Here is a 12,647-nt window from a genome sequence, read left to right as displayed (position 1 = left end):
CCTTATCTGTGCATTTTGATGGCAGGGTAAACCGACAACTGGCCATCGGACAGTTCACCGATCCAGGTCATGGTATTTTGGGTGCACACCGGAAGCACTACATCCCCGGCGTAGGTGTGATTGTCGATGTGATTTAAAATGAATCTGGGTTCACCCATGTCCATTTCCAGCCCTTGCAGGCTCAGAACCAGGTGCTCAGCGCCGGGGCTACTCCACTGCACCTCGAGCCGGGCCGGGACTAACGGCTGCGCCGTATCGACACTGAGCGTCATCGCAATGCCGTGCTGCGAACAGGTGGCGGTAGAGAGCATACAGTAGTCATCGAGCGATTCTGCCTCGCTTGTACTCGACACTCGTTGAATAATATCGGGCGTATAGAAACCGGCAAGCAGGGCGATGCCCAGTGCGGTGATGGGTAATACTTTCATTAATAGTCAACATCTAACCTAACCAATAATGTCAACATCGTAGCATATCTGTTGATAGAACCTTATCAATAGGTAAACAAAATGTGCGTTGGAGCGGAAACAAAAAAGCGAAGCAGGAAGCTTCGCTTTTTTATCAGAAGAGAAGGACTTAGTTGCCGGATTCTGCAAATCGCTCCAGCCCTAGAACCAGTGTTACCGCGGCCAGCATCATCACAATGGCCAGCAGCAGCTGTGACGGCTGTGAGGTCACATGCTCAAACTCGAACGGGGATAAGTTTTGCTGCAGCAGCGGCACCAGATCGCCTTTGGAGTTGGTACGCCAGGTAAGGGTTTCTTTCCATGGCCAGATTTTGGGTAACGTACCCAGCATCAATCCGGTGAGGAACATCAGGGTAAAGTCGCGGAATTTACGTAATAACCAGGAAAGCAGGTGGGAAAATGACAGCAGACCGATGACGCACCCGGACAGGAACAGCGCCAGCATATCAACCTGAAATCCTTTCACCGCGGCCAGCACCGGTGCATACATGCCGATCAGCAATAGAATGAAACTGCCGGAAATCCCGGGCAGGATCATCGCGCAGATGGCAATAGAGCCGGCAAGCAGGGTATTGAATGCGCTGGGCTCTAAATGCAAGGGGTGCAGAATGGTGATCGAGTAGGCAAACCCCACCCCGACAAGGAGAGTAATAAAACGCTTTACGTCTCGTTGTTCAACCTGACGCAGAATGTGGTAAACCGACACCAGAATCAAACCAAAGAAAAATGACCAAATCGGGATCGGGTGCGTTTCTAACAGCCAGGTGATCAGCTTGGCCAGGGTGGCGATGCTGGTGAAAACACCGGCAAACAGAGACAGCAGGAACAAGCCGTTGACCCGCTCAAATACCGCTTTTATGCCCTCTCGCTTCCACAGTGAATAAAGCGACGGATTGATACGTCGGATACTCTCCAACAGCGTATCGTAAATGCCGGTAATGAATGCGATTGTGCCACCTGAAACACCGGGAACAACGTCGGCAGCGCCCATCGCCATTCCTTTAAAGAAGGTAATAAAGTAGTTCATTTTAAAAACACAGAATCAATGAGATGGCAGAGAGTATACAGAGAATGAGGTAAAAAAAGTATGAAAGAGTGAGTAAGCCGAGCTGGCAGCTATTGCATTGATCTGCTGATTAGGTGAGGCTTTTATCATCAGCTGGTTGTCTATGGCACAATGCAACTGCAATTTGCATTTTGGCTTTGCATTTTGCAAATGCAACAGGGATAAATGGCGTGGATATGAGATCTTGTGCCCAAAAAAAACGCTTTGCAAATTGGCATGATTAATGCATAATAATTCCCGACCCTTCTTAAGCCGAGGGTCACCTAGCCAACTGACGTTGTTAGTGAATGTTCATTGTTCACATCATACATAAGCCAATCGCGATTATTGCGGTTGGCTATTTTTTTGTGTGCAATATATTGAATACAAAAAGACAAAATATTTGCAATGCGCACAGAGAGCAAGAAAATGCCTGGCCGCAGAACATGTTTGCGTGATTTAAAAAAAAGGGTTGGCATAAAATGCCAACCCTTTTTTACTGGAACCGCAAAATCAGTAACCCATTAACTGCAGCAGGTTTTCTGCCGTGGTAATGGCTTCTTTGCGGTTGGCGATATTAAGTTTTTGGTACAAGTTACGGATGTGGGTTTTGATTGTCGTGCCTGCAACATCCAGCTCTTGGGCGATTTGTTCGTTACTGAATCCGGAATAGATCAGTCCCAGAACTTGCCACTCTCGTTGAGTTAACGGGCTGGTGCGGACTAACTCTGGAACATTAGGGTGATTGACCAGTTTTTCGATGAAGTCTTCATCGAAGTGGACAGAGCGGCTGCGTTGATTCGAGGAAATATCTTTCATCAGCTGTTGTGCGCGGTGACGCTCTAAATCCCCGAGTTCGTGACGCAAGCTCAGTTTTTCCAACAGACTGCCAATCGTAGCGCCATCAATCAGGAAATTACCCACCATACCGGTTTGATTGGTCATCACCAGCGCCTCTTTAAGCAAGGCTTTGGCTTTGTCTTCTTCTTTCTGTTTGGCGGCGAACACTGCTTCAACGACCAGGTTGCGGTTGGTATCGGTGACCAAATTCGCGCGGTACGCTTCTTGTTGCAGGAAGTTTAGTGCTTGTCTAGCCTCTTCGTACTGGCCTAAGTTAATGTGCGCGCGCGCGATATTACGCCATTGCAACTGCAAAAAGTGGTTGCAGGCGTTGTCCGGACGTACCGTGGTATTCAGCCATTCCTGGGTGGCTTCCATGTTGCCACGGGCCTGCCAGAACAATATCAGAGATAAAGACGCGTTGGCTGTCCAGTCAACATGGTAGGTCGACTGTTTGAGTAAGTGTTGGATGTGCTCAATGTACTTACCCGCTTTGTCCAGTTCTCCGCGGCCGATCGCGATGCGTGCCAGCATCGAATAGCTGTGTAAGTGCTTACTTGGTGAGTGGTTTTCGAGAATCTGTAATCCTTTGAAAGCACACTCTTCAGCTTCATCGAGACGGTTCCAGCACCACAGAACCTGAGCGCGAATACGCAGCAGGAACTCGTGTAGCGGGACGTGCTGCAATTGCTGATCTTCAATCAGGCGGAAACCAGAGTCCTGCAGCTCAAATGCTGCTTGAACATAACCCTGGGCGATCAAGATTTCGCTCTGTTGCAGAATCGCCCATAACGCCTGATGATATACCTGATATTGGCGGGCTAATTTTTCGGTCTGCTGCATCATCGGCAGCGCACGGTCCAGTTTACCTAGCACATGGTTGACTTCGCCGACAACCGACGTAGCGACGATACGGCTGCGATAGACGGTGTGATCAAGTTGGCTCAGTGCCAGTTCAGCCAGTTCCAGTGCTTTTTCTGGCTGGTTACTGTTCATCGCGACCTGGGCCAGGAGTGCGTTGGCTTGCCCTTGATAATGGATGTCGAGTTCAACGTTGCGCTTTTTATGCTCTTCCTCGGCTTCTGTCAGCAACTTGCCGACCTGGTTATAGCGGTGTTGACTCTGGGCCAGCCATGCGCGCAGCATGGTTAATTTAGGGTGGCTGTAGAGCAAATCAGGTTGTAACTGATTGATGGCGCTTTCCAGTGTGCTGAGTTCGCCTTTGTTAAACATTTTCCAGCCAAACTCATTGAGGATTTCGACCACCAGGGTGGTGTCCTCGGATTTTTGCGCGTGATGGATTGCCTGGTGTGGTGATTTGTGTTTCAGCCACGCAATGGCGGCCTGACGATGCAGCTCTTTCTCCTGTTGCGGGATACGCGCCTGGCGCTCATGCGAGAGGAATTCGCCGAACAGGTTATGGAAGCGGAACCAGTTGTGTCCGCCTTCCAGCGGGTAAATAAACAGACCATAGCGGTTCAGGGATTCAATTAAGCCCAATGCATCTTCGCGTTGGGTCAGGGCAAAGACCAGTTCGTCATTAAAGTGATCCAGAACCGATACCTGCATCAGGAAGTGGCGTGTTTCATCATCAAGCAGATCAAACACTTCTTCAACAAGGTAATCCCACAGGTGAGCGTGGTTAAACTGCGAGACAGACTCTGCGGTTTGCGCCAGCGTGCGATTTTGGTGTTGGGCTTGTAGTGCAATTAGTTGCAGTGCGGATGGCCAGCCCTCTACATAAGTGCGTAAATTGTTTGCGGTGTCCTCGTCAATTCCATCGGCAATACGTTGGTTAAAGAAACGGGTGGTTTCTTCGGTATCGAAGGCCAGCAGTTCATTACCGATTTCGATCATCAGATCGCGCACGCGCAGGTTAGCAGTGCCGAGTGGCGGTGTGGCCCGGCTGGTTACGACTACGGTGAGGTTATCGGGCATATGCTTTAAGAAAAAGCGCATCGATTCATGAACTTCATCGTTAGTAATCAGGTGGTAGTCATCTAAAACGACGTAGCATTCCTGCTGAAAGTCGGCCATTTCGGCAAATACTTCGCTGAACAGGGAGCGAAGCGACGAGAACTGGCGTTTCTCGGCCAGTTTTTGCGCATTGGAGCAGCTGAAGTGCGTCGCTTTATTCATTGCCTGCAGCAGGTAGTTGACGAAACGAAAGCCGTCATTGTCGCTATCATCAATGCTATACCAGCCAACATTGGGTTTATCGGCTAGCCATTGCGCGGCCATAGTGGTTTTTCCGTATCCGGCAGGGGACCGGAACAGTACCAGTTTGTAGTATGGCGCTTGTTGCAATAAGTCCAACACTCGGGGGCGAACGATGGCGTTATGTAAACGGCCCGGGCGAGTTAGTTTTGATGGAATCCACATTATAGATTTCAGTCCTTGTATTACGGCTAGCGAAAATGTCGAAATATCGAGAGCATTATGGTGCTCTGCTCTTGTCTAAAAAATAGACGATGTTGAGATTTAGTCTGGATGGTACGCTATTCAAATTGTCAGTTACTTTGATCCACTTCCTAATTCTCAAGAGTTGACGCATTTGGCAGCATCTACGCCTTAAAATTGTGAACCTTATCACCTAAAAGTTGATTTTTTGAGCTGCTTGCTAGCTTGGTTGCACATAGAGACGGAAAACATGTCCTACAGTAATCACTATTGCTGTGATCCAGCTAACAGTTTTTGTAACAAGGAAAAGCACGGCATAAAAAGTCATTCCGTGCGTATTTCGGCTGAATGGAAATCTGATGTGATCCGAATCACTAAGAATTAGCCTATCCGCAGCAGTGTTGAGAGTTTGATCACTAACTTACGTGCTGTCCTCCCTCTACGCCCTGTCCCCTCCTCCCAAAAAGGAGGAGATTTAGGAGGATGTTTCTTCATCGAGGGGAATGCAGGATGTACGGCAGATAAATTAGTAGAAACGTGAGAATTTCGTAATGAAACCTACTCAGCAAAAACAATTTGACAAGAAGTCGTTCCAGGACAGTGTTAAGAAGCATCTATCTGTAACTTACGCACACACAATTGAAAACGCAGACAGCCGCGCATGGTACCTAGCAATGGGTCGCGCTCTGGCTGAATTCACAACATTTGATCTGCTTGCTACAGAAAGCGATAAGCGCATTCAAAAAGCAAAAAGTCTTAACTACCTATCACTAGAATTCCTAATCGGTCGCCTGACAGGTAACAACCTAATCAGCATGGGTTTGTACGAGCAAGTGACTGAAGCAATGGCGGAACTAGGCTACAACCTGACTGACCTGCTAGAAGAAGAGCGTGACCCTTCTCTGGGTAACGGTGGTCTGGGCCGTCTGGCGGCTTGTTTCATGGACTCATGTGCAGCACAAGAGTTCCCAACAGTAGGTTACGGCCTGCACTATGAATACGGTCTATTTAAGCAGTCGTTCAAAGACGGCCGTCAACAAGAAGCACCAGACGCATGGCGTGGTGTTGAAGGTTACCCTTGGGAAGTCGCTCGTCCAGAGCTTGCACAAGAAATTGGCTTCTACGGTAGCGTTGAAGTAGTAAACGAGAACGGTAAAGAAGTTCGTAAATGGGTTCCTGGCATGAGTGTTAAAGCAATGCCTTGGGATCTACCTATCGTAGGTTACGAATCTGACACAGTTTACCCGCTGCGTCTTTGGGAATGTCAGGCAATCGCGCCATTCTCACTAGCCAGCTTTAACAACGGTGATTACTTCGAAGCTCAGCATGCGCTGATCGACGCAGGTAACATCACTAAAGTGCTTTACCCGAACGACAACCACGAGAAAGGTAAAACACTACGTCTAATGCAACAGTACTTCCACTCTGCAGCATCAGTACGCGACATCCTACGTCGTCATGAAGCAGCTGGCTACACACTAGCGGAACTGCCTAAGCAAGAGACTATCCAGCTTAACGATACCCACCCGACTATCGCTATCCCAGAACTGATGCGCATCCTTGTGGATGAGAAAGGCCTGACTTGGGATGAAGCGTGGGAAATCAGCTCGCATACTTTTGCTTACACTAACCACACCCTACTGCCTGAAGCACTAGAGACATGGCCAGAGTCGCTAATCCAGCACCTGCTGCCACGTCACATGGAGATCATTTACGAGATCAACCACCGCTTCCTGCAAGAAGTTCGTGCAATGTGGCCTGGTGATGTAGCTAAGCAACAGAAGCTTTCTATCATCGAAGAAGGTTTCAACCGCATGGTTCGCATGGCTAACCTATGTGTAATCGGTTCTTACGCAGTAAACGGCGTAGCGGCACTTCACTCTGAACTGGTTAAGAAAGACCTGTTCCCAGAGTTCCACGAAATGTACCCAACTCGTCTACACAACGTAACGAACGGTATTACGCCACGTCGCTGGTTGAAGTTCTGTAACCCAGGCCTGTCTAAACTGATCACCGATAAGATCGGTTCAGAATGGCCAGCGAAACTGGAACAGCTAGAAGGTATTGCTAAGTTTGCCACTGACGCGAAATTCCAGAAAGAATTCATGGCAGTGAAGAAAGAGAACAAAGAGCGCCTGGCTAAGTGGGTGAAAGAGAACATGGGTATTGAGCTAAATACTAATGCTATCTTTGACGTGATGATCAAGCGCCTGCACGAGTACAAGCGTCAGCAGCTTGATTTGCTACACATCTTGTCTCTATACCACCGCATCATTAACGAGCCAAACTTCGAGTGCACGCCACGCGTATGTTTCTTCGGTTCTAAAGCGGCGCCAGGTTACCACCTAGCGAAAGAGATCATCTTCGCGATCAATAAGGTTGCAGAGAAGATCAACAATGACCCACGCATTGGCGACAAGCTTAAAGTGGTATTCATCCCTGATTACCGTGTAAGCATGGCTGAAATGCTGATTCCAGCAGCTGACGTTTCTCAGCAAATCTCGCTAGCGGGTAAAGAAGCATCTGGTACCGGTAACATGAAGATGGCTCTTAACGGTGCCCTAACTATCGGTACGATGGATGGTGCGAACGTTGAAATCCGTGAAGAAGTGGGTGATGAGAACATTCACATCTTCGGTCTGGATGTTGAAGGTGTGAAAGCGCTGAAAGCTCAAGGTTACAACCCGTTCGATTACTACAACGCGGATCACCTGCTGAAAGCGTCTATGGACTTACTACTGGGTGAAGAGTTCACTCCAGGTCAACCAGGCCTGCTACGTGCAACGTACGACAGCCTGTTAGACGGTGGTGACCCTTACCTATGTCTTGCTGACTTCGCCTCTTACGTGAAAGCGCACGAAGACATGGGCAAACAGTACAAAGACCAGGCGGTCTGGGCTAAGAAAGCCATTCTTAACACTGCCCTGGTTGGTAAGTTCACATCAGACCGCTCAATTCGCGACTATGTGGATAACATCTGGAAACTAGAAGCGGTTCACCGTTAATAGCACAGACTAAAGACCAAGGTAGCCGAGGGCTACCTTTGGTCATTTCAAACTTAAGTTATAGATAACAATAAAACCCTACATGGAAGGTGTCGGTATTACCTTCGGAGAAAGCGATGAAAGAACAAACAGCATTAAAGAAAGTCGCAGACATGGCGAGATTAGCAGACAGCTACGTCAGCGCGTGGGGAGATGAAGCCAAAGTTTCAGATGAAACGCTGCGCCGTCTACTCAAATCACTAGGCTATGACACTAGCAGCGATAAGAACTTATTAGCTTCTGCTGAGAAAAAACATAAGAAAGACGTACTAGCCCCTGTTCTTGTTTTACGCGACGGCGAACCGGTCGAAGTGGAACTAAACCTAGGTACGAGTGCTCGTGAGAGTGAATTTAGCTGGCGTTTAGAAACAGAGCAAGGAGAGGTACTTGAAGGCTATCTTCAATCTCAAATTGTTCGTGATGAGCGTGCAGAGGGTGGCCCTCTAGTGTTTGCATTGCCAAAGAATTTGGCATGGGGTTATCACAAGCTGATCGTCAGCCGTAAGCGTCGTAAAACACCATACGAGATGTCGCTGATCATCACACCAAAAGCATGTTTTAAACAAGACGATCTTAATCAGCACAAAAAGCTGTGGGGTCCGAGTATCCAGCTTTACACCCTGCGTACCCAGCACAACTGGGGTATCGGTGACTTTGGCGACCTGAAACAACTGGTCAGCGATGTTGCTTCACGCGGTGGTGATTTTATCGGTCTGAACCCGATTCACTCTCTGTTCCCGGCGAACCCGGAAGCGGCTAGCCCGTACAGCCCGTCTTCGCGCCGTTGGCTGAATATCATGTATATCGACGTGAGTTCGGTACCGGAGTTTGCATTGAGCGCTGAAGCGCAGCAAAAAGTCGGCAGTGCAGAATTCCAACAACGCCTGCAAAAAGCACGTGAATCGCATTGGGTGAATTACACCGTTGTATCTGAGCTAAAAATGAGCGTGTTGCCGCTACTATTTAGCGAGTTCAAAGCGCGTCATCTGGACAAAAATACTGACCGCGCTCGCGCGTTCCTGGATTTTGTTGAGCAGGGCGGTGACAGCTTGCTGCATCAGGCGACGTTCGATGCGCTGCACGCAGAACTGCATGCTGAAGATGCAAGCGTTTGGGGTTGGCCGGCATTCCCAGAGAAATACCGTACATTCGATGCTGCAGCAACTCAGAAATACATTAAAGATAACCAAGACCGTGTTCATCTCTACATGTACCTGCAGTGGCTGGCAGACGATCAGATCAAAGAAGCACAGGCACTGGCTGAAGAAAAAGGCATGTCGGTTGGTTTATACCGTGACCTAGCTGTTGGTGTGGCAGATGCCGGTAGTGAAACATGGGCAGATGAAGGCAACTTAGTGCTGGATGCTAGTATCGGCGCGCCACCGGATGTGCTTGGTCCACTGGGTCAAAACTGGGGTTTACCACCGCTTAACCCACAGGCACTGCAAGCAACAGGTTACGACGCGTACATCAAGTTACTGCGTGCAAACATGAAACATTGTGGTGCGTTGCGTATTGACCACGTATTGGGTCTGCTGCGTTTATGGTGGATTCCAAAAGGTGAGAAGGCAACAGAAGGCGCTTACCTGTACTACCCGGTAGAAGACATGCTGGCAATCCTGGCACTTGAATCACACCGTTACCAGTGTTCAGTGATCGGTGAAGATTTGGGTACGGTACCGGATGAAATCGTGGGTCTCCTGCGTGACGCTGGTGTGCATTCGTACAAAGTGTTCTTCTTCGAAACCTCAAAAGAAGATGGTGGTTTCATTTCACCGAAACATTATGCTGATCAGTCTATGGCGGCGTTGTGTACCCATGATATGCCGACATTACGTGGCTTCTGGCACTGTGATGATCTCAAAATGGGTCGCGAAATCGGTCTGTACCCGGATGAGCAGCAGCTGCAAGGCCTGTTTGCTGACCGTTTGAAATGCAAACAAGGCATTCTGGACAGTGTGCGTTGGCACGGTTACCTGCCAGAAGGCATTGGCCATGACGCGCAGTACGTACCGATGGACGCACACTTGAGCGAAGCTCTGCAGTTGCATGTGGCCGCAGGTTCTTCAGCACTGCTCAGCGTTCAGCTGGAAGACTGGCTGCAGATGGATCAACCAGTTAACATCCCGGGTACCGTGGATGAATACCCTAACTGGCGCCGTAAACTATCGATGAATTTGGATGAGATCTTCAGCCGTGAAGATGTTAACCGAATCGCGAAACGACTGACGGAAGTTCGCGCTCAAGCGAGCAAGTAACACGAGAAGTGAGCTAGGACATATCTTAATAATTCTTTGATATTTAGATACGAAAGTACCGCCTAGGTCACTCATTCTCAACGCATAATTCGTTAGGATAAGTTGTCGTTATTATGCCCGCAGCAATAGCGGGCATTTTTTGTTTCTGGCGGCGGTTCATCAGGTTGGTGAATGGTGCCGTGTGTTATATTTGTGTGAATTCACAACGTTTGGCTGTGGAGAAAACCTGTATTGGACACGCTTAAAGTTTATATGGGTTCTAGGGAGAAAGAATTGAAAACCAAGGTAAAGAAAAAACACCAGCAAGCATATAAATTATTAGCTAAAGCTGCCTATTCAGATCCGTTTGCATCGCTTGGGCCATTTATCGATGACGGCGAAGGATCGCTGCGAGTCTGGATGCCGGGCGCAGACAAAGTGGAGTTGGTCATCGAAGGTGAGCCGCGTGTGGCACTGGAGCTCGAAGGTAGCAGCGGTTTTATCTTGAAACAGGAGCGAGATTTACATCTTACCCACTATCAGTTAGCAGTGGACTGGGATGGCGTGGAGCAACTGGTTGATGACCCTTACCAGTACCACAACATTTATCAGGAGTATGAGCACCTGCATACGCCGAAAGACATGTACCATTATATGGGGGCACACTTTGTGACCCTCGAGCGTGGTGGCAAAAACATTTCTGGGGTCCGATTCCTGGTTTATGCACCGCATGCCTCGGCGATCAGCCTGGTAGGCAGCTTCAACCAATGGGATGGCCGTCGCCATCCGATGCAGCGTCTGGACTACGGTATCTGGGGTCTGTTTGTACCGGGTTTGCAAGAGGGTGTTCAGTACAAATTTGAACTTAAAGGGCCGCACGGGGAAGGACTGCCGCATAAACAAGATCCATGGGGTTTCTACTCCGAGCAGTACCCATCCTTTGCTTCGGTTACTTACGATCACAACCGTTACCAATGGCAAGACGCTAAGTGGCAAAATCGTCCGGTAACTCAGAAACGTGATGAAGCGCTGTCTTTTTACGAGTTGCACGCCGGTTCATGGAAACGCAACAGCGATGGTGAGTTTCTCAATTATCGTGAGCTGGCGAAAGAATTGATCCCTTATCTGGTTGATCTGGGCTACACCCATGTAGAACTGATGCCAGTTTCAGAACATCCGTTTTACGGTTCGTGGGGGTATCAACCGGTGGGCATGTTTGCCCCAACCAGCCGTTATGGCTCTCCGGACGATTTCAAGTTCTTCGTTGACGCCTGTCACCAGGCGGGTCTGGGCGTGGTGCTTGACTGGGTGCCTGCTCACTTCCCGTCGGATGATCACGGCCTGGCCAATTTTGATGGTACACCGCTGTTCCATGATCCGGATCCGCGCCGTGGCTGGCACCAGGACTGGAACTCATACATCTACGACCTAGGCCGTGAGCATGTACGCCGCTTCCTGGTGTCTAATGCGCTGTACTGGTTTGAACAGTTCCACATTGACGGTATTCGTGTTGATGCCGTGGCGTCAATGTTGTATCTCGATTACTCACGCAGCCATGACCAGTGGATTCCGAATGCGGACGGCGGTAACGAAAACTACGATGCCATTGCGACCCTGAAATGGATGAATGAGGAAGTATATAAACACTTCCCGAACGCGATGACCATCGCCGAAGAATCAACCGCATTCCCGGGCGTATCCGCGCCGACCTTTATGGGCGGTTTAGGCTTTGGCTTTAAGTGGAACATGGGTTGGATGCACGACAGCCTTTCTTACATTAAAGAAGATCCTGTTCACCGCAAATACCACCATAACACTGTGACCTTCCCGCTGGTTTACGCGCACAGTGAAAACTACGTGTTGTCGCTGTCTCATGATGAAGTGGTTTATGGTAAGGGCTCTATTCACGATAAGATGCCGGGCGATGAGTGGCAACAAACGGCTAACTTACGTGCTTACTTCGGTTACATGTATGGTCAGCCGGGTAAGAAGCTCAATTTCATGGGTGCAGAGCTTGGTCAGACCGCAGAGTGGAACCATGATGACCAATTGCAATGGTTCCTGCTGGATTATGACCGTCACCAAGGGGTTCAGTCAGTGATCCGTGACCTGAACCATCTGTACCGCAATGAGCCGGCAATGCACGATCAAGACTGTCTGCCTGCCGGGTTTGAATGGCGCCTGCAAGATGAGGCGGATGCGAGCATTCTGGCCCATGAGCGGATCAGCCAGGACGGTGAGCGTATTCTGGTGATCACCAACTTTACGCCGGTGCCACATGAGCATTTCCGCTTAGGTGTGCCAAATGAAGGTCGCTATGAGCTGCTGTTAAACACCGATGACAGTAAGTATCACGGAAGTGATTTTGAAGTGCTAAGCAGTGTGGAGACTGAAGAAATCGAGAGTGAATCGCTGCCGCAATCGCTTGAGCTGCGTTTACCACCACTTTCAACGGTATTCTACAAACTTACTAAGTAGACTTTAAAAAACAGACCAAGCCCGCTTTAGTTGTTAAAGCGGGTTTTTTTTAACCGATTATTGACCTCGGAAAGCTTGTCGTTAGTCCTTTAATCGGGCAACCTGCACCACATTCATTGGGGTTATCACGGCGCAT

6 protein-coding genes are annotated in these 12,647 nt (G+C 49.1%); 3 read left to right on the top strand and 3 right to left on the bottom strand.

Going from position 1 to position 12,647, the window contains the following annotated elements; genetic code table 11:
- Nucleotides 1-2: 2 nt before the first annotated feature.
- The 3 genes from P2G85_RS04800 to malT all read right to left on the bottom strand — a co-directional run bounded on the left by P2G85_RS04800 (nucleotide 3) and on the right by malT (nucleotide 4,734).
- Entirely contained in the window at nucleotides 3-428 is a 426-nt protein-coding gene (locus P2G85_RS04800) for a hypothetical protein (RefSeq protein WP_275862984.1), read from the bottom strand.
- 148 nt (nucleotides 429-576) lie between these two features.
- Entirely contained in the window at nucleotides 577-1,494 is a 918-nt protein-coding gene (locus P2G85_RS04795; RefSeq protein ID WP_275862983.1) for a DUF368 domain-containing protein, read from the bottom strand.
- Nucleotides 1,495-2,025: 531 nt separating this feature from the next.
- Entirely contained in the window at nucleotides 2,026-4,734 is a 2,709-nt protein-coding gene (gene malT / locus P2G85_RS04790) for an HTH-type transcriptional regulator MalT (protein WP_275862982.1), read from the bottom strand.
- Between the two features lie 569 nt (nucleotides 4,735-5,303).
- Between malT and P2G85_RS04785 the strand changes: the two genes are divergently transcribed.
- From P2G85_RS04785 to glgB, 3 genes are all read left to right on the top strand, one after another.
- Nucleotides 5,304-7,757, top strand: a complete 2,454-nt coding sequence (locus tag P2G85_RS04785; protein WP_275862981.1) for a glycogen/starch/alpha-glucan phosphorylase — start codon at nucleotides 5,304-5,306, stop codon at nucleotides 7,755-7,757.
- A gap of 116 nt (nucleotides 7,758-7,873) precedes the next feature.
- Nucleotides 7,874-10,054, top strand: coding sequence for a 4-alpha-glucanotransferase (malQ, locus tag P2G85_RS04780; RefSeq protein ID WP_275862980.1), 2,181 nt, complete (start codon nucleotides 7,874-7,876; stop codon nucleotides 10,052-10,054).
- A 252-nt stretch (nucleotides 10,055-10,306) separates the two neighbouring features.
- The gene (glgB, locus tag P2G85_RS04775; RefSeq protein ID WP_275862979.1) at nucleotides 10,307-12,511 is read left to right on the top strand and encodes a 1,4-alpha-glucan branching protein GlgB; all 2,205 of its coding nucleotides are present in this window, start codon (nucleotides 10,307-10,309) and stop codon (nucleotides 12,509-12,511) included.
- Nucleotides 12,512-12,647: the final 136 nt, after the last annotated feature.

Source organism: Vibrio sp. CAU 1672, from assembly GCF_029223195.1.
GTDB lineage: Bacteria > Pseudomonadota > Gammaproteobacteria > Enterobacterales > Vibrionaceae > Vibrio.
The sequence above is the reverse complement of the archived record's forward strand: the minus strand, read 5'-3'. Positions and strand labels throughout refer to the sequence as shown.